Genomic DNA, 23855 nt, shown 5'->3' on the forward strand with positions numbered 1-23855 from the left:
TTTTAAGAACATAGGTGGTAATTTTTACGGGAATCTCATACCGGTCTGGATGGGCGGCTGATAAGTATCTGCGGTACGGGGTTGCTCCCATACCGCAGACGGATCATCTTTCCGGCTCGTTTTTGCGCTTTGTACTTCTCTGAACCGGAATGGAGAGCAGCTCTCTTGTGCGCTCGACCAGCTGCTTTTCAATGGCTGTCAGCCGCTGCTCCGGCAAATTGAGGGACGGATGACGGGTGAACTTGAAGTCCACCATTCGCCGCAGCTGCGCTTTCTGCTTTGCACCCATTACCTCTTTACACACATCCTCATAGGAAATGCGGTAGGGATTGGAACGGGTCTTTGCATACGCACGCAGGTTCTTGAAATCATCCGGCATTGCATAGTTGAACAGCGACAAGCCGTTATCGAAGATCGGTGCAGGGGCGATAATTTCGCCCGTGTGATTGTTCCGCAGCAAGCCAAAGTTGCCGAAGTGTCTGTCCTCGTTGTAAATCAGGGCGTCGAAAACCAGCATACTGCAAAGCTGCTCGTAGAACTCGTCGCCCAAGGTCTTGTAATAATCCAGGCAGGCTTTCAGCGTCGTCTTGCGGAGAATACGCCCGATAGGGACGAAAGAGGTATCAATATCTGTGAACAGCCGACACTTGGAAGCAAGGATACCTTTCCAGGTTTCCAAGTCGTACTGTACGCAGCCGATGCCCATTTTGTCTGCGATCTGACAGGCATAATACTCGCTGTACGGCTCGTTTCCGGTGTTCGCAGCGCCCTCCGTGCCGCCCTTATACAGATAGATGCCGTCACCCTCCACGAACCTCCAAGCCTTCCGCAGCATACCGTTGGTCGTCAGCTCCGGCGAGGTGGAGAATGCCTCCCGACTGCCGCCCACGCCGGTATAAGCCACCAGCGACAGCGCTTCGGAGAAGCGGTTTTTATAGAGGTTATAATCGGCATACTTGCCGTCAAAGTCGGTGGGGACGACCCAATAGCTGTCGTTGAGGGACAGCCCCATACAGACATCAATGATGCCCTTCGTGTTGTTGACACTCAGCCTCAGCGTCTTTAAGATCTCGTCTACAAACTGCCGGTTCTTCGGAATCACCCGCCGTTCCAGCCACTTCACAACGCCCTCGTTTGTCAGCTCCAAGTCGAGGGGAAACAGCTTTTGCTTTGCCGTTTCGGTGTGAAGAATTGTCGCCTGCAAGCCTTCCAAGCCTCTTTCCTCCAGCGTGAAGGTCAGCAGTGTTTCATCATAAAGGCGCAGGCTATATACTTTTTCCATTGTGCTGCTCCTTTCCTCAAGCATTACGGACACATCCTTGTCAAGTGCCTCTGCGATCTTGAGCATCAGGTCAAGGGAGAGGTTTTGCGTTCCTTTTTCAATGCGGCAGATGTTGGAACGCTGGGTTCCGATGCGCTTTGCAAGTTGCTCCTGCGACAATCCTTTTTCCAGTCTTGCCTGCGTCAGCTTCTGCACGATGCTCTGCCTTGCTGTCAATAGTTCCTTTTCGGTCATACAAAACCCTCCCTTCCGATCCACTATAATGTTATCATATATGATAACGATTGTCAAGAGGTTCGGCTATCTTTCCAAGTCCCTCGGTTTCTTTTCGGGCGGCTTATCACCCTCATCGGGTTCACCGCCGACGATTTCGTTCTCGCGCTTATTGGACACATCGAAAGATGTGCCCAATCCGGGGCTCTACGCAATTTCCAAAATAGGCTAATTAGCCTATTTTGGAATAAAATTTTTGTCTACGCATGTGTACCAGATGTGATAAATTTCTGCTGCTGTCTACAAATGCGAAAGCCCCGGAAACCATAGGGTTTCCGAGGCTTTTTGATAGTTTTTCCAGTAAACTCAGCGCTTGCTGAACTGAGGCGCGCGACGGGCGGCCTTGAGGCCGTACTTCTTACGCTCCTTCATGCGAGGATCGCGGGTCAGGAAGCCGGCCTTCTTCAGAATGGGACGGAAGTCGGGATTCACCTGCAGCAGAGCCCGGGAGATGCCGTGACGCAGAGCGCCGGCCTGGCCGGACACGCCGCCGCCCTCGACGGTGGCAACGATGTCCACCTTGCCCAGGGTGGAGGTGGTATTCAGGGGCTGACGAACGACCATCTTCAGGGTCTCCAGGCCGAAATAATCGTCGATATCGCGGCCATTGATGGTGATGGCGCCGGTGCCGTTCTCAAACAGGTGGACGCGGGCCACGGAGGACTTACGACGGCCAGTACCGTACTTATAGGGATTCTTGGACTGATACATTCTTCTTTTCCTCCTTACTTGACCAGCTCGGGCTTCTGAGCCTGATGCTCATGCTGCTCACCGGCATAAATGTGAAGACGCTTCAGGGAGTCCTTGGTGACGATGTTGCGGGGCATCATGCCGCGCACGGCCACACGGACGGCCACCTCGGGCTTTTCCTGCATGAGAATGCGGTACTTGGTCTCCTTCAGGCCGCCCACCCAGCCGGAGTGGGTGCGGTAATACTTCTGCTCCATCTTGTTGCCGGTGAGGATGGCCTTGCCGGCGTTGATGACGATGACATTGTCGCCGCAGTCGGCGTGGGGGGTATAGGTGGGCTTGCCCTTGCCGCGCAGCAGGTCAGCCACGATGACGGCGGTCTTGCCCAGGGGCTTGCCGGCGGCATCAACGACATACCACTTGCGGACGATATTGCCCTTGTTTGCCATAAAAGTGGACATGGTGTTTTTCCTCCAGTATAATAATGTATTGCTTTACTTTTTCATGCTCCCTTGGTAAAATCGGGGGAGAGAGAAAACAAAAATCAATGCGCTCAACGCGCAAAAATATTTATACCATGTTCGCGCCCGATTGTCAAGATGAATTTAATTTACGGCGGAAACATCTGCGATTATCTCATGATTTCTTTGATTTTCTCTTAATTTCTTATATCGTAATTTACATTTTTCGGAGGGAAAATTTATGCAGCATATTTTGGGACGGGTGCGCCGGTGCGTGGAGGACTACCACATGATCGAGCCCGGGGAAACCGTGGCGGTGGGGGTGTCCGGCGGCAAGGACAGCCTCTTGACCCTTGTGGCCCTGGCCCGGCTGCGGGCATTCTACCCGGTGGCGTTTCAGGTACACGCTATCACCCTGGAGACGGGGACACCGGGGATGTGCTTTGACGCGGTGGCGGATCTGTGCCGGGAGCTGGAGGTGCCTTACACCCGCATCTCCGTACCGGTTTATCAGATCGTCTTTGAGGAGCGGAAGGAGAAAAATCCCTGCTCCCTGTGCGCCAAGCTCCGCCGGGGAAGCCTGAACACGGCTCTGGGGGAGCTGGGCATATCCAAGATCGCCCTGGGCCATCACTTCGACGACGCGGTGGAGACCATGCTCATGAACCTGCTCTTTGAGGGTCGCATCGGGTGCTTTCAGCCGGTGACTTACCTGGACCGCAGCGGTATCACCCAGATACGCCCCCTGCTCTACTGCCACGAGGACGAGGTGCGCCGGGCGGCGGAGCGGCTGAGACTGCCGGTGGTGCAGAATCCGTGCCCCGCCAACGGCTCCACCCGGCGCCAGGAGGTGAAGGAGCTGCTGGTGCAGCTGGAGCAGCGGTATCCGAACCTGCGGCAGAAGATTTTCGGCGCGGTGCAGCGGTATCCCCTGTATGGGTGGAATCTGGAGGAGATGGAGAAGTGATCCCGGGAGGGTAAAAAAGGGAAATACGGATTGCCACGACCAGCGTTCGCGCTGGTCTCGCAATGACATGACTTTTTACAAGGGGTGCGGTGGGACGGGCCGATGTGGGGAGCGAACTGAGCGCTGCCAGTGGCAGAGGGAGCGAAGTGAGCGAGTGGCCGCGGTCAAAATTTCCAGCGTCCGCCGTAAGGCAGCGCAGAAATTTTGGGCACCGCAACAGGATCATCGGCCCCTACGGATGCGTTACAAGGAGTGCGGTACAGTGGGCCGTCGGGGACGCCGGCCCCTACGGAACGGTTTGTAGGGGCGGACGACCCTGTCCGCCCGGCCTGATAACGCAGCGCTTTGTAGGGCAGGGCCCGCGTGCCCTGTCGGTGCGGTGGAAAAAAGAATCCCCAAGTCACGGCTTTGCCGTGACTTGGGGGACGGGGGATGCGGATTGCCACGGGCGCACTGCACCCTGGCAGTGACATATTTACAAGCACTTTGCACACACCATATACACTATATTATGTAAGCACCCACTGCACCAGGAGCAGCAGGCCGAAGCCGGGCAGGCCCAGGATGCCGATGAGGAGGGCGTTGAACCAGTTTAGCCCCAGGGAAAGCCCCGTGACAGAGGTGGTGAGATTCAGCAGCCACACCGCCCCGAAGCCCAGGGCGGAGTTGAACGCCACCTTCAGCGCCAGCTTCAGCGGCGCGGCGAACAGCCGCAGGCACACCACCACCAGAAACAGCAGCGTGAGGCCCAGGGCGATTTTTTCTACGACGGACATGAGGGCCCTCCCTTCACATTTCCGGCGGGCATACAGGCGGGCTCTGCCGCCGGCGGCTCCGGGCACCGGGACGGCACGGCCTGGCCCTGTGCCAGCTTCATTTTGCGCAGCAGGAAGTCATAGCGGGATTTCAGGGCGTTGATGTCGTAGATACCGGCCTCGATGAGACCGGGGTCGGTGACATAGTTGAAGCGGTCGTAGGCGAAGTGCAGCTCCCGGGCCGTGTCCCGGAGCTCCCGGCGCAGCTCCAGCAGGCGCAGATCGTGTTCGGCGTTTACAGGTTGTTTTTTCATATGCTTCCTCCCGGCACAAGCCTTGGTTTTATTTTACTGTCAGTTTGGCCAATTATGCCGGGGTTTAGTCGGCGGCGAAGATTTTTTTAGAAAAGGAGAGCTTATATGGACCACGAAGGGTATATGCGCCAGGCGTTGGACCTGGCCCGGGAGGCAGCGGAGTGCGGCGAGGTGCCCGTGGGCTGCGTTATCGTGCAGGGAGACCGAGTGGTGGGCCGGGGACGCAACCGCCGGGAGGAAAAGCAGCACACCCAGTCCCACGCGGAGATGGAGGCCATTCGGCAGGCCAATGAGGCGCTGGGCTCCTGGCGGCTGGACGAGTGTACCCTGTATGTGACATTGGAGCCGTGCCCCATGTGCGCCGGGGCTATTCTCAATGCCCGGATCCCCAGGGTGTATTACGGCGCCCGGGACCGGGAGATGGGCGCCTGCGGAGGCGTGCTGAACCTGTTTATGGAGGACTTTCCCCAGCGGCCCGCCCTGGTGGGGGGCATACTGGAGGAGCAGTGCCGGGGTGTGCTGACGGATTTTTTCCGGCGGCTGCGGAAGATTTAATACTTTTTTAATAACTTGCTGCGAACTTTTTTAATATCCTCTCGGTATGATGGGTACAGTCAAGCAAGACTTTTTCATCATTCTTCCTTTTGACCAAGATAGGCAGAGGACCCGACCTCGGGTACTCTGCCGTTTGGTTTTTTAGGGACACCGCAAGGGGCGGGGAGATTATCGGGCGGCGGCACACATGGGTGCCGCCCTACATTATTTTTGTAGGGCAGGGCCCGCGTGCCCTGCCGGGTAGGTGCGGTGGTTGACGGGCGGCGGGGTGAGGGCACCCCGCCCTACGGAAGCGTATCAAGGGGTGCGGTAAACGGGTCGTCGGGGACGCCGACCCCTACGGATGTGTTGCAAGGGATGCGGTAAGGCGGGCCGATGTGGGGAGCGAACTGAGCGCTGCCAGTGGCAGAGGAAGCGAAGTGAGCGAGTGGCCGCGGTCAAAATTTTAAGCGTTCGCCGTAAGGCAGCGCAAAAATTTTGGGCACCGCAACAGGATCATCGTCCCCTACGAGTGGGTTGTAATTTGCGCGGTGGCGTGCGGGGCATTTTTTCTCCTTTGGGCGCATAGAGATAGCACCGAAGGAGATGATACCGATGAAACAAGCCTTGGCGGTGGGAGCGCTGTGGGTCGTGCTGCTGTTTGGAGGCGCATGGCTCCTGGCGCCCCGGCTGGCGGCAGAGGCAGAGGAGCCCGGGCCGTCGGCGCAGTCGGGCGGGGAGACGCTGGCGGACAGCCGGTCTGTTTTACAGGTGTATGACGGGGAGAAAACCGTGGAGATGACCATGGCAGAGTATCTTCCCGGGGTGGTGCGGGGTGAGATGCCCGCCACCTTTGCCCTGGAGGCCCTGAAGGCCCAGGCGGTGGCGGAGCGGACCTTCATTTATTACCACATGCAGGGCGGGCGCAAGGCGGCCCACCCGGACGCAGATGTGTGTATGGATTACCGCTGCTGCAACGCCTGGGTGTCCCGGGAGCAGGCAAAAAGCAACTGGGGCGATAACTTTGAGGAATATGATCGAAAAATATTACAATCTGTAGAAGAAACGGACGGCCAGGTGATGCTCTATGCGGGCAAGCCCATCCTGGCGGCCTTTCACTCCTCCTCGGCAGGGATCACGGCCAAGAGCGGGGATGCGTGGGTGTCGGACCTGCCGTATCTGGTGAGCGTAAAGAGCCCGGAGACGGCGGAGAGCGTACCCAACTATTACAGCGTGAACACATTTACGGCGGAGCAGTTCCGGGAGAAGATCTTAGCCGAGGAGCCGGAGGCGGTGCTGGAGGGCTCAGCCAAGGGCTGGGTCACGGACCTGCAAAAAAACAGCTCCGGTCGGGTGGAGTCTGCCACGGTGGGAGGCGTTCCCATCCGGGGGACGCGGCTGCGGAGCATCCTGGGGCTGCGGTCAGCGTGCTTTACGGTGGAGTGCGGGGAGGAGGACATCACCTTCCGTGTCACAGGCTTCGGACACGGGGTGGGCATGAGCCAGTACGGGGCCGATGCCCTGGCCCGGGAGGGTAAGAGCTGGCAGGAAATTTTGCGGTGGTATTACCGGGGCGTGTCTATTGAAACCTGGAAATAGTTATGCTATAATACACTAATTAAAGTAAGTATTCACAAAATGTTCAGGAAAGCAGGGGCTTTCCCGGTATAATAGAAAAAAAGACCGCCCCCGGCGGAAACAAAGGAGGAGCCTCCATGGCACGCAATATTTTGGTGGTTGAGGACGACCGCAACATATCCGATCTGATCCGGATGTACATGGAAAAGGAGGGCTTTGAGGTTCGCAGCGCTTATGACGGCGGCAAGGCCATTGAGGAGTTTGAAAAGCAGGCGCCGGACCTGGTGCTGCTGGACATCATGCTCCCGGTGATGGACGGCTGGGCCGTCTGCAGTAAGATACGCGAGACCAGCAAGGTGCCCATCATCATGCTCACCGCCAAAAGCGAGGTGAACGACCGCATCACTGGCCTTGAAATGGGCGCGGACGACTATATCGTCAAGCCCTTTGAGATGAAGGAGCTGATGGCCCGTATCAACGCCGTGCTGCGCCGCAGCGAGATCCCCGACGACACCAAGAAAAAGCTGGTGTTCGACAAGCTCATTATCAATCTGGACAGCTATGAGCTGATCGTGGACGGGAAAAAGGTGGACACGCCCCCCAAGGAGCTGGAGCTGCTGTATCACCTGGCCTCCACGCCCAACCGGGTCTACACCCGCAACCAGCTTCTGGACGAGGTGTGGGGCTTTGACTACTTCGGCGACAGCCGCACCGTGGATGTACACATCAAGCGCCTGCGGGAAAAGGTAGAAAATGTGTCTGACCAGTGGGCGCTGAAAACCGTGTGGGGCGTGGGCTACAAGTTTGAAGTGAAGTAACGATGAAGGAACTGAAAAAACGCTTTCGCAGTCTGTACTGGCAGCAGTTCAGCCTCATTGCGGGCATCCTGCTGCTGACGCTGCTGCTGCTGGGGGCGTCCTTTTACGCCTTGAGCTACAACTATCTGGTGAGGGAAAAGCGAGAGGAGATGCAGACCCGGGCCCAGGTCATTGCCCAAATGACCGCAGACTACCTGGCCGCCAGTGAGGCGGACCAGGAGGTGGACAGCAGCCTCAGCCGCATGGCGGGGGTGGCCAGCATGATGACGGAGGTAAACTTCCTCATCTGCGATGAAAACGGACAGGCCATGCTCACCACCGACAATGCCTTGGCCGGAAAGAGCATCCGCCTGCCGGAGGAGATACGGACGCAGATCCTGGAAAACGAAAACGGCTTCGAGGGCAACACCACCCTGTCGGGGCTTTATAAGCTGCGGCAATTTGCGGTGGGTCTGCCGGTTAGGTCGGCAGAGGGCCAGGTGGTGGGCATGGTGCTGGCCATGATCGACGCCAGCCAGCTCATGCGGCTGTGGCGGTCGTTTACGGGGCTGTTCTTTATGATCTCCGCCGTGGTGCTGCTCATTGCCTTTGTGGCCAGCTCCTTTATGTCCATGCGGCAAATTCAGCCCATCAAGGAGATGGTCCGGGGTACCCGGGCCTACGCCGCCGGGAACTTTGACATACGCATTGAGGACGAGGGCCGGGGCGACGAAATAGGCGAGCTGGCCCGCTCCTTTAACATGATGGCCGACTCCCTCTCCGAGACGGAGCGCCAGCGCCGGGACTTTATCGCCAATATTTCCCACGAGCTGAAAACGCCTATGACCTCCATTGCCGGCTACACCGACGGCATCCTGGACGGGACCATTCCCCAGAAGGATGAGCGGCGGTACCTGCAGATCATTTCCGATGAGAGCCACCGGCTCAGCCGCCTGGTGCGGCGGATGCTGGACATCTCACAGATCCAGTCCCAGGAGATGCACAAGGAGGACTTCGACCTGTGCGAGAGTATGCGCATCGCGCTGCTGAGCATGGAGCAGAAGATCAACGACCGGGGCCTGGATGTGGAGGCGGACATCCCGGAGGACTCGGTGATGGTCCGGGGGGATAACGAGCTGATTACCCAGGTGGTGTACAATTTGCTGGAAAACGCCACCAAGTTCGCCGCACCCGGGTCCACCCTGTACCTGGGCCTGGCTTGCCGGGGGGAGAAGGCGGTGGTCACCGTGCGCAACACCGGCAACACCATTCCTGCCCAGGAGATACCGCTGCTTTTCGAGCGGTTCCATAAGTCGGATAAGTCCCGGAGCGTGGACAAGGACGGCTACGGACTGGGGCTATATGTGGTGAAAACCATTCTCAATCAACACAAAGAAAAAATCACCGTGACCAGTGAAAACGGCGTAACGGCCTTTAGCTTTACCGTGCAGATGGCCGACGGCGCCCGCGCCTACGGGGAGGAGCAGGAGCAATGATGGATGAAAACAACTTGACGCACCGGGAGCAGGAGGGCCGAGAGGTCGTGTCCTGGTATGTGCCCCCGGAAAAGGGGGAGGAAGTGGTGCGCTACTATGTGCAGCCCCGGCCCCTGCCGGAGAGTGTGCGCCCCCGGGCGGAGGCTGCACCGGTGAAAAAGAAGAAAAAGGGACGGACCATTTTCGTAATTTTGGCGGCGGTTTTGGCGGTTATCATCGGCGTGACGGCGCTGCTGGTGAATCTGCTGGGCTCCGACGATACGGGTGCGGACGACAATCACGCCGGGAGCATCGTGGATATTTCCAGCGATGACGGGTGCCATATCCCCGCTGCGGACCCGGCCCCGGAGGTGCGGCTGAACCTGGTGGCCCCCGGGGAGCAGGCCTTGACGGCGGTGGATGTATTTCAAAAAATGAGTCCCTCTACGGTGACGGTGCTGGCCACCGACGCCACAGGCAAGAACTTTATGGGCACCGGCGTCCTGCTCACCGCCGACGGATATTTCCTCACCAATGCCCATGTGGTGTCGGGCACCACCTCCTGCATTATGGCCCTGGACACCGGCGATACCTATGAGGCGAAGCTGGTGGGCTATGACGCGGGCCAGGACATCGCCGTTTTGAAGGCGGTGGACGCAGAGGGCCTGACCCCGGCGGAATTCTGCGACTCGGACTACTGCATGGTGGGCGAGACGGTGTATGCCATCGGCAATCCCCTGAACCTGAGCCTGCGGGGGACCTTCACCTCGGGGATCCTCTCGGGCCTGGAGCGGCAGATGGAGATGGACGGCAAGACCCTGACCATGCTCCAGACCAACGCCGCCGTGAATAACGGCAACTCCGGCGGGCCCCTTATAAACGCCTATGGCCAGGTCATCGGCATCGTGACCATGAAAATGAGCCAGTCCGGGACCGGGGCCGAGGCCACGGTGGAGGGGCTGGGCTTTGCGCTGCCCACCTCCCAGGTGTCCTATGTGGTCAACGACATTTTGGCCACCGGCGAGTATGCGGGGATGCCTACCTTTGGCTTCACCATTATGACCGAGTATGACGAGAGCGGAGAGTCCTATGTGTCCATTCACTCCGTGGAGGAGGGCCTGCCCGCCCAGGCGGCCGGGGTGCAGCCCGGGGACATACTGGTGGCGGCGGACGACTGCGCCATTCACAACAACTGGGATCTGATGGACTACCGGCGGCAGCTTCGGGTGGGGGACACCGTGGACCTGACCCTGCTGCGAAACGGGGAGGAGATCCACTGCCAGGTGACCCTGACGGCAACGAAGTGACGAAACCGGTTGGAAACCGGTTATGTAAAAAAGGACGGACCGCCTGGTCCGTCCTTTTTGCGTTGTGCGGCGTGCAACCGCAAGGGTCGCCCCTACGCACCGATGAATGATAGAATTTCGTAGGGGGCGATGCCCACATCGCCCCGCCTGTTGCGGATTTGTAGGGGCGGACGACTCTGCCCGCCCGGGCCCGATAACACAACACCTTGTAGGGCAGGGCCCGTGTGCCCTGCCGTGGGTGCGGGAAAAAACCGGTCGGGCCGATGTAGGCATCGGCCCCTACGGAGGGGTTGCAAGGGGGGGCGGCGGGTTCTTGATGGCGCGTAGGGGCGGACGACTCTGTCCGCCCGGGGATCATTTGCTTTTCGGCGGCTTACTGAAAACGGTATAAAGCCCGGACACCAGAAGAAATACGCCGAAAGGCTTTTTCAGCGCCTCCACATCCACGGCGGTGGCGGCCCAGGCGGCGAGGGCGGTGACGGGCAAGGCCCAGGGAATGGCGCTGCGGAGCAGGGACGGCTCCAACAGGCCGTTTTTCTTATGCTCCGCCAAGGCCATGGCCGCCGTGGGAAGAAAATAAAGCAGGTTGATGCCCTGGGCGGAGAGCTGGTCTACCCCCAGAAACAGGGTCATCACCAGCAGCAAAAGGGTGCCGCCGCCGATGCCCCAGGCGGAGAGAATGCCCGTAAAAAATCCGACCAGGGCGGGAAGAAAAAAGTCCCTCACAGCAGATACCGCACCCCGCCGTAGACCAAAAATACGCCGAAAATCCGCCGCAGCCAGGGGGCGGATACCTTGCCGAAGAGCTTGCCGCCCACAAAGCCACCGGCCAGGCCGCCCACCAGGTACGGCAGGGCCGTGACCAGCCGCAGGCCCGTGCGCAGCAGGTAGATCACCGCCGACAGGGCACACAGAGGAAAGATCACCGCCACGCAGTTGGCAAAGGCCCGCTTCTGCTCCATTTTGCACCAGCCGGTCAGCAGGGGCACCAGCACCGTGCCGCCGCCTCCGCCAAACAGACCGCTCACCAGCCCCGCCGCCGCGCCGCTGAGACCGTATTTCCACCTTTTATTCATGCTCCTGCCCCCTTTATGTAGCCCCTCACGGCCCTAAAGCTGTGAGGGGATGCGCCTTTACAGCTTCTGGAAGCTCTTGCAGTCGGTGCACTGATCCATGGAGGGATGGCTCTCGTGGGTGCCGATCTGAATGGAGCGCAGGCCGCAGTTATTCACCTCGCTGCAGTGATGGGCGCAGCTGGTGACGGTACACTTGATGGCGGAGTTGGGGGTGCAGGCGCACCCGTCGTTGGTACAATTGGACATGGTGTTCTTCCTCCAAAAAAATAAACTCAGGCACGAAGCCTGAGCTTATTTTGCATCGTATGGGGGAAAATATGCGAAGAAAATTTTGATAGATGGATACGGGACGGGGTTACGGATTGCGAACCTGCGACATCAGTCACTGATTCGCAATGACAGGCTTTTGCCGGCAAGTTACATAGTGTGCAGTGCGGGGATAAACGCCGACGCCAGGGCAAAATAGATCAGCAAGCTGGTGGCGTCTACAATGGTACTGATGAAGGGAGAGGCCATCACAGCCGGGTCCAGGCCCACCTTTTCCGCCAGCAGGGGCAGGGCGCAGCCCACACATTTGGCGAAGATAACCACGAACAAAATCGTCAGGCACACCACTGTGCAGACGGTGATGGTCACGGCGTCATTACCCAAAAGCATACGGTCCACCAGCAGCATTTTCACAAAATTGGCCGACGCCAGACATACGCCGCACAAAAACGACACCCGCAGCTCCTTCCACAGCACCTGCAGCAGGTCGGAGAAGTCCACCTCGTCCAGGCTCAGGGCGCGGATCACCGCCACGCTGGCCTGGGTGCCGGAGTTACCGCCGGTGCCGGAGAGCATAGGGATATAGGCGTTGAGCACCAGGCAGGCCGCCAGCTTGCTCTCGTAATGGTTGAGAATGAGGCCGGTGAAGGTGGCCGAGAGCATCAGCACCATCAGCCAGGGGATACGGGCCTTCCAGGTGGAGTAAATGGAGGTTTTCAGATACGGCTTGTCCGAGGGCAGCATAGCCGCCATCTTCTCGAAGTCCTCTGTGGTCTCCTCTTCCATAACATCCATGGCATCGTCTACGGTAACGATACCGATGAGGCGGTTTTCCTGGTCCACCACAGGCATGGCAAGATAGTCGTACTTGCTCATGGCCTGGGCCACATCTTCCTTGTCGTCCAGGGTGGTGACGGAGACCACATTGGGGTCCATGATCTCCTCAATGCGGTCATCCTCGTCGGCCAGAAGCAGGTCCCGGACAGACAGCACGCCCTGCAGGTGGCGGGTGGGATCGGTGACATACAGGATGTTGATGGTCTCCAGCTCGCCGCCGATACGGCGAATGCGCTTGAAGGCGTCCGCCACGGTCATATCCTTTTTCAGACTCAGGTACTCCACATTCATAATGGAGCCGGCGGAGTCCTCGGGATACTGCAGCATTTCGTTGATGGACTTGCGCATTTCCGGGGTGGCCTTATCCAGAATACGGATGACAACGCTGGCGGGCATCTCCTCCACAATGTCCACGGCATCGTCCAGGTACAGCTCGTCCAGCACTTCCTTCAGCTCCGTGTTGGAGAAGCCGTTGATGAGCATTTCCTGGCTGTCGGACTCCAGCTCCACGAACACCTCTGCCGCCAGCTCCTTGGGCAGCAGCCGGTACAGCAGGGGCATGAACTCCTCACCGGCTTCCTCCAAAAGCATGGCGATGTCCGGCGGCTCCAAGGGGAGGAGCAGGTCTCGGACGGCGGCGTATTGCTTTCGTCGCAGCATGTCCTTAATTTCATCCAAATAGCGGTCCAATTCTTCTTCGCGGTCGAACATGGTTAGCTCCTCCTTTTCTGCAAAAAATAAAAGCCGCAGCCGGGCTCCGGGTGAGGCGGGCCGCTGCGGAAAAGTGCGCCATACAGAGTGTGACGCGGGCTATTGTCCACCGTAACAAGCTTTAGCATCGCGGGGCAATGAAACTGCATTAGATGATACCTTGGTTTCGATATCGCCTGTTCAAACCATCTTATGGTGTCTCCACCACTTCGCGGCAGCAGTCCGTATCCCTGCGGTAGCCTTACCTACCGGAATATTATAACTGGCGAAAAAACTTCGTTTTTTCTGCCAAAAGGCATGCAGCCTGCTGCGCGCATAATTTTTACGCAGAGCGCAAAAATTCCACACTTGCAGTCTGAGAGGTATTTTTCCCCACGCGCATGTCGCGGTGAAAAATGATCTCAATTTTTGCCGCCTGCGGGCGGCAAACTCTGCGAGGCCTTTAATGTGTTAATAGTATGCCAAAAAAATGCCGCTGTCAACCCTTTTTGTGAGGCGAGTCAGGGGAAAAGTTGCAGGGGCGATTGTAGGGGGGTGTAGGGGCGGACGACTCTGCCCGAGCGGTGCGTTGGGGTATTGATCGTGCGTCCGGGCGGGGCAGAGCCCCGCCCGGACAGGCGGATGGATTATTTCCGGGAGAGAACGGTGCCGTCGTTTTTGTGAATGCTGTTTTCGGCCAGCACGCCCCGGACGCAGGAGGTGGGATAGATGATGCTGTGGCGGCCGATAACGGAACCGGGGTTCAGGACGCTGTTGCAGCCCACCTCCACAAAGTCGCCCAGCATGGCGCCCACCTTTTTGCGGCCGGTGTCTATGCGCTCATCGCCGCAGCGGACCACCACCGGCAGCTTGTCGCTCTTTACATTGGAGGTGATGGACCCGGCGCCCATGTGAGACTTATAGCCCAGGATGGAATCGCCTACATAGTTATAATGGGGGGTCTGTACACCGTCGAAGAGGATGACATTTTTCAGCTCCACGGAGTTGCCCACCACGCAGCCGGCCCCCACCAGGGCGCTGCCCCGGATGAAGGCACAGTGGCGCACCTCCGTCTCCGGGCCGATGATGCAGGGGCCGCCCAGGAAGGCGGTGGGGGCCACGGTGGCGGTTTTATGCACCCAGACCTGGGGGGAAACCTCGTCGTAGTCCTCCAGAGTGGGGCCCACGGAGAGGATGAAGTCCTTTATGCCCGCCAGGGCCTCCCAGGGGTAGGTGAATTGGGCGAGATAGTCCTTGGCGATGGTGTGATCCAGGTCGAACAGGTCTTTTATAGTCAGCATGATGTTCTCCTTGTATTATTATAGTGTATGTTTGGATAAAACGGATTGCCGCGGGTGCGCTGCGCCCGCACAATGCCATGGGATTTTGCATGGTGCCATTGTAGCACCCCCGCCGGCTTTTGTAAATATGTTCAAAAATTGTTTACAGGGTGGGCATTTACATTTGAAATTTGATGCGTTACAATATGGTCAATAATAGTCAAGTGAGATGCGTGGGCATCTCTTTTTACACGAAGGGAGCGTTTTTCATGCGCAAAAAGCAATTCAAGGCCGAGTCCAAGCGGCTGCTGGACCTGATGGTGAACTCCATCTACACCCATAAGGAGATCTTCCTGCGGGAGATCATTTCCAACGCCTCGGACGCCATTGATAAGCTCTGCTATCTGTCCCTGACAGACGATAAGGTGGGGCTGAACCGGGGTGACTTTGCCATTACCATTTCGGTGGACAAGGATGCCCGTACCCTCACCGTCAGCGACAACGGCATCGGCATGAGCGCGGACGAGCTGGAGAACAACCTGGGCGTCATCGCCTCCAGCGGCAGCTATAAGTTCCGCCGGGAGCAGAGCGAGGACGCGGATACCGACATCATCGGCCAGTTCGGCGTGGGCTTTTACTCGGCCTTCATGGTGGCCGACCACATCACCGTGGTGACGAAGAAATACGGCGAGACCCAGGCCTGGAAGTGGGAGTCCTCCGGCGCGGAGGGCTACACCGTTACCGAGGCGGAGCGGGACGCCGTAGGCACGGACATCATCATGCACATCAAAGAGGACGGCGAGGAGGCCGGGGAATTCAGCCGCTATTTGGAGGACTGGACCATTAAGAGCCTGGTGAAAAAATACTCCGACTACATCCGCTTCCCCATTAAAATGCTCCTGCCCCATTCGGTGAAAAAGCCCGACAGCCCCGACGATAAGCCTGAGTATGAGACGGTGTATGAGTGGGAGACCCTCAACAGCATGGTGCCCCTGTGGCAGCGGAAAAAGAGCGAGGTCACCAAGGAGGAGTACGACGAATTTTACCAGCAGCGCTTCGGCGAGATGGCCCCGCCCCAGAGCGTTATCTCCGTGTCCGCCGAGGGCGCGGTGACCTACAAGGCCCTGCTGTTCCTCCCCTCTAAGGTGCCGAATCTGTACTACACCCAGGACTTTAAGCCGGGCCTGCAGCTCTACTCCGCGGGGGTCATGATCATGGACCACTGTCAGGAGCTGCTGCCGGAGTATTTCAGCTTCGTCCGGGGCGTGGTAGACTCTCCGGACCTGAGCCTGAATATCTCCCGAGAGCTTTTGCAGCACGACAGACAGCTGAAGATCATCTCCTCCAACCTGGAAAAGAAGATCATTTCTGAGCTGAAGAAGATGCTCTCCGACGACCGGGCGGGCTACGAGAAGTTCTATGAGAACTTTGGCCGGGCCCTGAAGGTGGGCGTGCTGAACCAGTTCGGCGAAAAGCGGGAGAGCCTCCAGGAGCTGCTGCTGTTCTACTCCTCTACGGAGAAGAAGCTCGTAACCCTCCGGGAGTATGCAGACCGTATGCCCGAGAGCCAGAAGTATATTTATTATGCCGCCGGGGACACCCTGGAGGCAATCGACAGCCTGCCCCAGACGGAGCTTTTGAAGGAGCGGGGCACGGAGATCCTCTACTGCACCGACCGGGCGGACGAGTTCCTGGCGGACAGCCTGCGCACCTACGACGGCAAGGAGTTCCGCTCCGCCGTGGACGGCGACCTGGGCCTGGAGGACGAGCCCAAGCCCCAGGAGAGCGAGAGCGACAAGGAGTGCCTGGCGTTCATCAAGGAGACCCTGGGGGACCGGGTGGACGAGGTGAAGGCATCGCAGAAGCTCAAGAGCCACCCGGTGTGCATGACCAGCGGCGACGGCCTGACCTTTGAAATGGAGAAGTATTTCCAGGCGGTGCAGCCGGAGCTGTCCATGAAGGCCAAGCGCATTTTGGAGGTGAATGTGGCCCACCCGGCCTTTCTGAAGCTGGAGAGCGTCCGGGCTACCGATCCGGAGCTTGCCAAGAAGTACGCGGAGGTGCTGTATAACCAGGCGCTGCTCATTGCGGGCCTGCCCCTGGCGGACCCGTCCGGGTATACAGACCTGGTATGCTCCCTGTGGAGCTGAGCGGGTCGGCGAAAAGATTTTTTCGGCACGCAGGCGTTTTAACACCCGGTGTCCCGAGGTCGCAGGACCTCGGGCCTGAGACTGTCGAAAAACCCTCCGGGTTTTTCCGACAAAAGGCTTGCGGTCTGCTGCGCGCATAATTTGTCCGTCTGTGACGGACAAATTCCACACTGGCAGCCCGAGAGGTATTTTCTCTCACGCACATGTCGCGAGAGAAAATGATTTTATTTCTTTGCCGCCTGCGGGCGGCAAACTCTGCGAGGCTTTTTTAACACACGGTGTCCCGAGGTCACAGGACCTCGGGACTTTTTCCGCATCGGGGGCTGCGGAGAGGCCTTTTGCCAATTTCACCGGAAACGGTCAAGAAATTTCAGTGAAATATACAAAAAAATCCGCCGATTGCTCTTGACGCATTTTCAAGGCTATGCTATAATTCTAACTTGCGTGGGTAGCATCCTGCGGATTTTGTTATGCACAAACAGGAGGGACCTGCGTGGAGGAAGCACACAGCCCGGGGCGAAGGGTCACCGGCCTGCGCCAAACCCAGAAGGCCGTGCTGGCCGGTCGGGCGGAGCGTGTGTTTTTGGCCAAGGACGCCGATCCTGCGCGCACCGAGCCGATCCTGCAGCTATGCCGGCAGTCCGGCATTCCCGTGGATCGGGAGCTCACCATGGCCCGGCTGGGCCGCGCCTGCCGCATTGAGGTGGGCTGCGCCGCCGCGGCGGAATTAAAGAGTCCCTAATGGGTTTCCGGTCGGAATAATTTTCCGTTATTCCGTGGAAAATAAAGGGAGCTATGCTCCCAAACCTATTCTATAGAAAGGAGAAATATAGTATGCCTACCTTTAATCAGCTGGTCAAGCAGGGCAGAAAGCAGACGACCTACAAGTCCAATTCTCCCGCTATGCAGAAGGGCCTGAACACTCTGAAGAACAAGGAAACCGATCTTTCCGCTCCTCAGAAGCGTGGCGTCTGCACCGCCGTGAGAACTGCTACCCCCAAGAAGCCTAACTCCGCTCTGCGGAAGATCGCCCGTGTGCGTCTGACCAACGGCTACGAGGTCACCGCTTACATTCCCGGCGTGGGTCACTCTCTGCAGGAGCACTCCGTGGTCATGATCCGCGGCGGCCGTGTAAAGGACCTGCCCGGCGTCCGTTACCACATCATCCGTGGTACGCTGGATACCCAGGGTGTCAATGGCCGTATGCAGGCTCGCTCCAAGTACGGCGCCAAGCGTCCCAAGAGCAAGTAAGCACATCTGAATTGAGCTTTGCCGAAAAGGTTTTTATATATGTATTACCTCTTTGGCAGGCCGTACAGCGGTGAAAGCGCCGCTGAGTACCTATGAAATCATATTCTTATGAAGGAGGGAAGCAAAGTGCCCAGAAGAGGTAATGTTCCCAAGAGAGAAATTTTGCCCGATCCTATGTACGGCTCCGTGCTGGTGACCAAGCTTGTCAACAGCATCATGCTGGACGGTAAGAAGGGCGTGGCTCAGAAGGTCGTGTATGGTGCCTTTGACATCATCAAGGAAAAGACCGATAAGGAGCCCCTGGAAGTTTTCACCGAGGCTATGGAAAACATTATGCCCAGCCTCGAGGTTAAGGCCCGCCGTGTGGGCGGTGCCACCTATCAGGTCCCCATGGAGGTGCGTCCCGCCCGTCGTCAGACCCTGGGTCTGCGCTGGCTGACCGCATATTCCCGCGCCCGCAGCGAGCGCACCATGGCTGAGCGCCTGGCAGGCGAGATTATGGATGCTGCCAACAATACCGGCAGCGCAGTCAAGAAACGCGAAGATACCCACAAGATGGCCGAATCCAACAAGGCATTCGCCCACTTCCGTTGGTAATCGGAGCAGAATCGTTAGAAAAAGGAGAACGGTATGCCGAGAAAGGTTACACTGGACAATACAAGAAATATCGGCATCATGGCCCACATTGATGCAGGAAAGACCACCACTACTGAGCGTATCTTGTACTACACGGGCGTCAATTACAAAATTGGCGAGACCCATGAGGGTACGGCCACCATGGACTGGATGGAGCAGGAGCAGGAGCGTGGTATCACCATCACCTCCGCTGCAACCACCTGCTATTGGAAGGGCTCCAAGGATCAGTTCCCCCAGACCCGTATCAACATCATCGACACGCCGGGCCATGTGGACTTCACTGTGGAGGTGGAGCGTTCTCTGCGTGTGCTGGACGGCTCTGTTACGGTTATGTGCGCCAAGGGCGGCGTGGAGCCCCAGTCTGAGACCGTGTGGCGTCAGGCTGACCACTACCATGTGCCCCGGATGATCTATGTGAACAAAATGGACATCACCGGCGCGGACTTCTACCATGTCCTGGACATGGTGCATGACCGTCTCAAGTGCAACGCCGTGCCCATTCAGCTTCCCATAGGGAAGGAGGATACCTTCAAGGGTATCATCGACCTGGTGGAAATGAATGCCGATATGTATTACGATCAGCTGGGCAAGGATATGCGCGTGGAGCCCATCCCCGAGGACATGATGGATCTGGCCACCCAGTATCGGGAAAAGCTGCTGGATGCCGTGTCCATGTTCGATGATGAGATCATGGAGATGTATCTGGAGGGTCAGGAGATCCCCACGGATAAGATCCGCAAGGCCATCCGCCAGGCCACCGTGGCCGTGGAGATGGTGCCTGTGGTCTGCGGCTCTTCCTACCGCAATAAGGGCGTTCAGAAGCTGCTGGATGCCATTGTGGACTATATGCCCGCCCCCACCGATGTCCCTGCTATTAAGGGCACCAACCCCAAGACCGACGAGGAGGAGGACCGTCATCCCTCCGATGATGAACCCTTCTCCGCCCTGGCCTTTAAGATCATGACCGATCCCTATGTGGGCCGGCTCTGCTTCTTCCGTGTCTACTCCGGCACGCTGAACACCGGCTCCGCCGTGCTCAACGCCACCAAGGGTAAGCGCGAGCGTGTGGGCCGTCTGCTGCAGATGCACGCCAACCACCGTGAGGATCTGGAAACGGTCTATTCCGGCGACATCGCCGCCGTGGTAGGTCTGAAGAACACCACCACCGGCGATACCCTGTGCGATGAAAAGCACCCCATTATCCTGGAGTCTATGGAGTTCCCCGAGCCCGTGATCCGCGTGGCCATCGAGCCCAAGACCAAGGCCGGTCAGGAGAAGATGGGCATTGCCCTGGCAAAGCTTGCCGAGGAGGACCCCACCTTCCGCACCTACACCGACGAGGAAACGGGTCAGACCATCATCGCCGGCATGGGTGAGCTGCACCTGGAGATCATCGTGGACCGTCTGCTCCGTGAGTTCAAGGTGGAGGCCAATGTAGGCGCTCCCCAGGTGGCTTACAAGGAGACGGTGCGCAAGAAGGTCAACCACGAGACCAAGTACAAGCGTCAGAGCGGCGGCTCCGGCCAGTACGGTCATGTGAAGATCACCCTGGAGCCCAACGAGTCCGGCAAGGGCTACGAGTTTGTCAACGCCGTGGTAGGCGGCGCTATTCCCAAGGAGTTTATCCCCGCTGTGGACGCCGGTATCCAGGGCGCCATGCAGGCCGGCGTGTTGGCCGGCTACCCCGTCGTGGATGTGAAGGTCACTCTGTACGATGGCTCCTATCACGAGGTGGACTCCTCCGAAATGGCCTTTAAGATCGCCGGTTCCATGGCGTTCAAGGAGGCTATGCGCGAGGCTGACCCCGTGCTGCTGGAGCCCATTATGAAGGTGTGCGTCATCGTACCCGACGAGTACATGGGCGATGTCATCGGCGATCTCAATGCCCGCCGCGGCCAGATCCAGGGCTATGAGATGCGCTCCGGCGCCCAGCAGATCGACGCCTTCGTGCCCCTGTCCGAGATGTTCGGCTATGCCACCAACCTGCGCTCCCGCACCCAGGGCCGCGGTCAGTACACCATGGAGCCCAGCCACTATGTGGAGCTGCCCAAGAGCCTGCAGGAGAAGCTGGTGAGCAAGCACACCGGCAAAAGCGAATAATTCTAATTAAGGATTGCTTTTCTGCCGAAAATACTGTAAAATAGCAATGTTAGTGTCAGACATTGCAAAATAAAAATCAATACACAAATTGTTAAGGAGGATTTTTTCAAATGGCTAAGCAGAAATTTGAGAGAACTAAGCCCCATGTTAACATCGGCACCATCGGTCACATCGACCACGGCAAGACCACTCTGACCGCTGCCATCACCAAGTACCTGGCTATGCAGGGCGGCGCTGAGTACACCGACTACTCTTCCATCGACAAGGCTCCCGAAGAGCGCGAGCGTGGTATCACCATCAACACCGCCCATGTGGAGTATGAGACCGCTAAGCGTCACTATGCCCATGTGGACTGCCCGGGCCACGCCGACTATATCAAGAACATGATCACCGGTGCTGCTCAGATGGACGGCGCTATCCTGGTCATCGCTGCCTCCGACGGCCCCATGGCTCAGACTCGTGAGCACCTGCTGCTGGCCCGTCAGGTGAACGTGCCCTCCGTGCTGGTGTTCCTGAACAAGTGCGATCAGGTTGACGACGAGGAGCTGCTGGAGCTGGTTGAGATGGAAGTTCGCGAGCTGCTGGACTTCTATGGCTTCCCCGGCGATGACACCCCCATCATCCGCGGCAGCGCTCTGAACGCCCTGGTTTCCGAGTCCACCGATCCCAACGCTCCCGAGTATGCCTGCATCAAGGAGCTCATGGACGCTGTTGATACCTGGATCCCCACCCCCGACCGCAAGGAGGATATGCCCTTCCTGATGCCCGTGGAGGATGTGTTCACCATCTCCGGCCGCGGCACCGTGGCTACCGGCCGTGTGGAGCGTGGCGTGCTGAAGCTGAACGAGAAGGTCGAGATCGTCGGCCTGCAGGACGAGAAGCGCGAGACCGTCGTTACCGGTATCGAGATGTTCCACAAGCTGCTGGACTACGCTGAGGCCGGCGACAACATCGGCGCTCTGCTGCGTGGTGTTGCTAAGACCGAGATCGAGCGCGGCCAGGTTCTGTCCGCTCCCGGCTCCATTCATCCCCACACCAAGTTCACCGGCCAGGTCTATGTTCTGACCAAGGACGAGGGTGGCCGTCACACCCCCTTCTTCAATAACTATCGTCCCCAGTTCTACTTCCGTACCACCGATGTTACCGGCGTCATCACCCTGCCCGAGGGCACCGAGATGTGCATGCCCGGCGACAATGTGGACATGAAGGTTGAGCTGATCACCCCCATCGCCATTGAGAACGGTCTGCGTTTCGCTATCCGTGAGGGTGGCCGTACCGTGGGTTCCGGCGTTGTTATCGACATCGAGGAGTAATTTCCCCCAATTTCAAAAAGGCTGTCCTTCGGGACAGCCTTTTTTAATTTAACGGAAAAATTGAAAATTTTTCCGTTAAGGGGCTTGCAGTCTGCTGCGCGCATAATTTTGGCGCAGGGCGCCAAAATTCCACACTGGCAGCCTGAGCGGTATTTTTCCCCACGCGCATGTCGCGGTGAAAAATGATCTCAATTTTTGCCGCCTGCGGGCGGCAAACTCTGCGAGGCTTTTTGTGGGGGGGCGCCTCGCTTATTGTCGGTGTCATTGCGAAGCCAGTGCGCACACTGGCTGTGGCAATCCGTAACCCTCGTCCTTAGCGCATAAATTCTGCTCCTCCGCGCAACCTAACCTCGGAGGCGATGATTTATGAGCGAAAAACGCAAGCTGCCCCATGATGCCACCCCGGATGTCCATGCCTTTCACGCACCCCCGGAGACTATCCGCGATATCATCAATGGCTGGGGCACCTACAATATCCAGGCCACTGCCGACACGGAAAACCTCTTTCCCCTCATCGGCCCGGGTCTGCCTGCCCAGTGGAAAAACCGCAAGCTCACCAAGGACGATTTGGAAAAAGATTCCTGACGCTCGGGCCGCATCTTCGAGTGCGGCCCTTTTGCACTTCGGCCCGCCTGTATGGGCCTTCGGAGGGCTTGCCAAGGGGGAAAATATGTGCTATAAATAAGGGCATAAGAATACGCCGCAGCGGCTTTGCCGCGCATAAAAACAGGAGGAACCCGACTATGAAGAAGATCATCGACACCCCCAACGCTCCCGCGGCCATTGGCCCCTACGCCCAGGCTGTGGACGGCGGCAGCGTACTTATTACCTCCGGCCAGCTGGGCCTGGACCCCACCACCGGTGAGCTGGCCCAGGGCATCGAGGCCCAGACCCGCTGTGCCCTGGAGAATGTGAAGGCAATTCTGGCCCAGGCCGGACTGACCATGGACAGCGTCATCAAGACCACTGTGTTTTTGCAGCACATGAGCGACTTTGCCGCCATGAACGCCGTCTACGCCGAGTTTTTCACCCAGGGCAGTTACCCCGCCCGTTCCGCCGTGGAGGTGGGCGCTCTGCCCAAGGGCGGCCTGGTGGAGATCGAGTGCATCTGCGTTAAGTGATGAAAAAGGAAAACGGAGGGAGCCCTGCAGCCCCCTCCGTTTTTTATAAATAAATATGGGGGAGAGGGAGGATAACATGAAAAAGTTGACTCTGGCTATGCGCATCGGGCTGGTCGTTTTGGCGCTGGCAGTGGGGGCGGTGGCCAGCCGCGAGATCGCGGCAAAAAGAGAGGTCCAGTTCATCACTGAGTCCGTAGCCCACGCAGAGAAAATGGAGGTCAGCCTGTATATTTTTGGAGACGCAGAGAGCATTACAGTGACGGACCCGGCGGAGCTGGAGAAAATTATCACGGCCCTGTCGGCCATCCAGTATAAGGGTCTGTACAAGGGCAGAAACTACATAGAGCCCAGCGATCGGGCCTGCTCTATCCATGTTGTCGCCCAGGGGACCCATGCGACCATGACCCTCTACCCCTCGGGCCAGGACCAGGCTTCTTATATCACCGAGGAACCCTTGGAGCCCGGCCTGGTGATAAAGGGCGCCTATGCGGTGATCACCCTCTACCCCTCGGACCATGCGCAGTCCTCTTACATCACCGGCGAACCCCTGGACACCGCCCTGAAAAACACCGACGCCCTTTATGAAACGATATGGTCGTTTTTTGAATGAGGCGGGAGATAATTTATAAAAAAGAGCAAAAGCGGAGCCGCTTCCTTCCGAAACGGCTCCGCTTTTGCTTTGGGATTTGAAATTAAAATGG

The 23855-nt window shown here is 58.1% G+C and carries 25 protein-coding genes and 1 riboswitch; of the genes, 15 read left to right on the top strand and 10 right to left on the bottom strand.

The window, feature by feature from the left end; genetic code table 11:
- Nucleotides 1–103: 103 nt before the first annotated feature.
- The 3 genes from KI236_RS10575 to rplM all read right to left on the bottom strand — a co-directional run bounded on the left by KI236_RS10575 (nucleotide 104) and on the right by rplM (nucleotide 2706).
- Nucleotides 104–1516 carry a helix-turn-helix domain-containing protein gene (locus KI236_RS10575; RefSeq protein WP_212821699.1) on the bottom strand — a complete coding sequence of 471 codons (1413 nt, stop codon included), beginning with the start codon at nucleotides 1514–1516 and terminating at the stop codon, nucleotides 104–106.
- A gap of 345 nt (nucleotides 1517–1861) precedes the next feature.
- Nucleotides 1862–2266, bottom strand: coding sequence for a 30S ribosomal protein S9 (gene rpsI, locus KI236_RS10580; RefSeq protein WP_212821702.1), 405 nt, complete (start codon nucleotides 2264–2266; stop codon nucleotides 1862–1864).
- A 14-nt stretch (nucleotides 2267–2280) separates the two neighbouring features.
- Complete coding sequence (gene rplM, locus KI236_RS10585) at nucleotides 2281–2706, bottom strand: 50S ribosomal protein L13 (RefSeq protein ID WP_212821704.1); 426 nt, start codon at nucleotides 2704–2706, stop codon at nucleotides 2281–2283.
- 241 nt (nucleotides 2707–2947) lie between these two features.
- Here rplM and KI236_RS10590 point away from each other — a divergent pair, with 241 nt between their 5' ends.
- A complete protein-coding gene (locus tag KI236_RS10590; RefSeq protein ID WP_212821705.1) occupies nucleotides 2948–3673 on the top strand; it encodes a tRNA 2-thiocytidine biosynthesis TtcA family protein in 726 nt (241 codons plus the stop codon).
- Between the two features lie 509 nt (nucleotides 3674–4182).
- Here KI236_RS10590 and KI236_RS10595 read toward each other — a convergent pair.
- Nucleotides 4183–4449, bottom strand: coding sequence for a pro-sigmaK processing inhibitor BofA family protein (locus KI236_RS10595; protein WP_212821707.1), 267 nt, complete (start codon nucleotides 4447–4449; stop codon nucleotides 4183–4185).
- Nucleotides 4437–4742, bottom strand: coding sequence for a DUF2508 family protein (locus tag KI236_RS10600; RefSeq protein ID WP_212821708.1), 306 nt, complete (start codon nucleotides 4740–4742; stop codon nucleotides 4437–4439). The genes KI236_RS10595 and KI236_RS10600 overlap by 13 nt, the downstream gene beginning before the upstream one ends.
- Before the next feature lie 105 nt (nucleotides 4743–4847).
- Between KI236_RS10600 and KI236_RS10605 the strand changes: the two genes are divergently transcribed.
- The 5 genes from KI236_RS10605 to KI236_RS10625 all read left to right on the top strand — a co-directional run bounded on the left by KI236_RS10605 (nucleotide 4848) and on the right by KI236_RS10625 (nucleotide 10433).
- Nucleotides 4848–5297 (top strand): nucleoside deaminase, encoded by a 450-nt coding sequence (locus tag KI236_RS10605; protein ID WP_212821709.1) that lies wholly within the window; start codon nucleotides 4848–4850, stop codon nucleotides 5295–5297.
- Between the two features lie 594 nt (nucleotides 5298–5891).
- Complete coding sequence (gene spoIID / locus KI236_RS10610) at nucleotides 5892–6875, top strand: stage II sporulation protein D (RefSeq protein ID WP_212821710.1); 984 nt, start codon at nucleotides 5892–5894, stop codon at nucleotides 6873–6875.
- A 116-nt stretch (nucleotides 6876–6991) separates the two neighbouring features.
- Nucleotides 6992–7672, top strand: coding sequence for a response regulator transcription factor (locus KI236_RS10615; protein ID WP_212821712.1), 681 nt, complete (start codon nucleotides 6992–6994; stop codon nucleotides 7670–7672).
- A gap of 2 nt (nucleotides 7673–7674) precedes the next feature.
- Nucleotides 7675–9147 (top strand): sensor histidine kinase, encoded by a 1473-nt coding sequence (locus KI236_RS10620; protein WP_212821714.1) that lies wholly within the window; start codon nucleotides 7675–7677, stop codon nucleotides 9145–9147.
- Complete coding sequence (locus tag KI236_RS10625) at nucleotides 9144–10433, top strand: S1C family serine protease (protein ID WP_212821716.1); 1290 nt, start codon at nucleotides 9144–9146, stop codon at nucleotides 10431–10433. Before KI236_RS10620 ends, KI236_RS10625 begins: the two co-directional genes overlap by 4 nt.
- Nucleotides 10434–10787: 354 nt before the next feature.
- Here the strand turns inward: KI236_RS10625 and KI236_RS10630 are convergent, their stop codons facing one another.
- The 5 genes from KI236_RS10630 to KI236_RS10650 all read right to left on the bottom strand — a co-directional run bounded on the left by KI236_RS10630 (nucleotide 10788) and on the right by KI236_RS10650 (nucleotide 14604).
- Entirely contained in the window at nucleotides 10788–11159 is a 372-nt protein-coding gene (locus KI236_RS10630; protein WP_212821718.1) for a TSUP family transporter, read from the bottom strand.
- Nucleotides 11156–11509 carry a TSUP family transporter gene (locus KI236_RS10635; protein ID WP_212821722.1) on the bottom strand — a complete coding sequence of 118 codons (354 nt, stop codon included), beginning with the start codon at nucleotides 11507–11509 and terminating at the stop codon, nucleotides 11156–11158. Before KI236_RS10635 ends, KI236_RS10630 begins: the two co-directional genes overlap by 4 nt.
- 57 nt (nucleotides 11510–11566) lie before the next feature.
- Nucleotides 11567–11755, bottom strand: coding sequence for a DUF1540 domain-containing protein (locus KI236_RS10640; RefSeq protein ID WP_212821724.1), 189 nt, complete (start codon nucleotides 11753–11755; stop codon nucleotides 11567–11569).
- A gap of 171 nt (nucleotides 11756–11926) precedes the next feature.
- Nucleotides 11927–13324 carry a magnesium transporter gene (gene mgtE, locus KI236_RS10645; protein WP_212821725.1) on the bottom strand — a complete coding sequence of 466 codons (1398 nt, stop codon included), beginning with the start codon at nucleotides 13322–13324 and terminating at the stop codon, nucleotides 11927–11929.
- Nucleotides 13325–13422: 98 nt separating this feature from the next.
- A riboswitch (M-box (ykoK) riboswitch) is annotated at nucleotides 13423–13584 on the bottom strand.
- Between the two features lie 366 nt (nucleotides 13585–13950).
- Nucleotides 13951–14604 carry an acyltransferase gene (locus KI236_RS10650; RefSeq protein WP_212821727.1) on the bottom strand — a complete coding sequence of 218 codons (654 nt, stop codon included), beginning with the start codon at nucleotides 14602–14604 and terminating at the stop codon, nucleotides 13951–13953.
- Between the two features lie 248 nt (nucleotides 14605–14852).
- Between KI236_RS10650 and htpG the strand changes: the two genes are divergently transcribed.
- The 9 genes from htpG (at nucleotide 14853) to KI236_RS10695 (ending at nucleotide 23764) form a co-directional block, all read left to right on the top strand.
- Nucleotides 14853–16733: a molecular chaperone HtpG gene (htpG, locus tag KI236_RS10655; RefSeq protein WP_212821729.1), complete on the top strand. Its 1881-nt coding sequence runs from the start codon at nucleotides 14853–14855 to the stop codon at nucleotides 16731–16733.
- Between the two features lie 493 nt (nucleotides 16734–17226).
- Complete coding sequence (locus KI236_RS10660; RefSeq protein WP_212821731.1) at nucleotides 17227–17475, top strand: ribosomal L7Ae/L30e/S12e/Gadd45 family protein; 249 nt, start codon at nucleotides 17227–17229, stop codon at nucleotides 17473–17475.
- A 92-nt stretch (nucleotides 17476–17567) separates the two neighbouring features.
- Complete coding sequence (gene rpsL, locus KI236_RS10665) at nucleotides 17568–17984, top strand: 30S ribosomal protein S12 (RefSeq protein ID WP_212821733.1); 417 nt, start codon at nucleotides 17568–17570, stop codon at nucleotides 17982–17984.
- Nucleotides 17985–18110: 126 nt separating this feature from the next.
- Entirely contained in the window at nucleotides 18111–18581 is a 471-nt protein-coding gene (gene rpsG, locus KI236_RS10670; RefSeq protein WP_212821736.1) for a 30S ribosomal protein S7, read from the top strand.
- A 33-nt stretch (nucleotides 18582–18614) separates the two neighbouring features.
- On the top strand, nucleotides 18615–20720 hold the full coding sequence (fusA, locus tag KI236_RS10675) for an elongation factor G (protein ID WP_212821737.1): 2106 nt from the start codon (nucleotides 18615–18617) through the stop codon (nucleotides 20718–20720).
- A 110-nt stretch (nucleotides 20721–20830) separates the two neighbouring features.
- Complete coding sequence (tuf, locus tag KI236_RS10680; RefSeq protein ID WP_212821738.1) at nucleotides 20831–22033, top strand: elongation factor Tu; 1203 nt, start codon at nucleotides 20831–20833, stop codon at nucleotides 22031–22033.
- A gap of 366 nt (nucleotides 22034–22399) precedes the next feature.
- Complete coding sequence (locus KI236_RS10685) at nucleotides 22400–22618, top strand: hypothetical protein (protein ID WP_212821739.1); 219 nt, start codon at nucleotides 22400–22402, stop codon at nucleotides 22616–22618.
- Between the two features lie 158 nt (nucleotides 22619–22776).
- Nucleotides 22777–23154, top strand: coding sequence for a RidA family protein (locus tag KI236_RS10690; protein ID WP_212821740.1), 378 nt, complete (start codon nucleotides 22777–22779; stop codon nucleotides 23152–23154).
- 76 nt (nucleotides 23155–23230) lie between these two features.
- Nucleotides 23231–23764, top strand: coding sequence for a hypothetical protein (locus KI236_RS10695; protein WP_212821741.1), 534 nt, complete (start codon nucleotides 23231–23233; stop codon nucleotides 23762–23764).
- Nucleotides 23765–23855: the final 91 nt, after the last annotated feature.

It is taken from the genome of Vescimonas fastidiosa, assembly GCF_018326305.1.
GTDB classification, from domain to species: domain Bacteria; phylum Bacillota; class Clostridia; order Oscillospirales; family Oscillospiraceae; genus Vescimonas; species Vescimonas fastidiosa.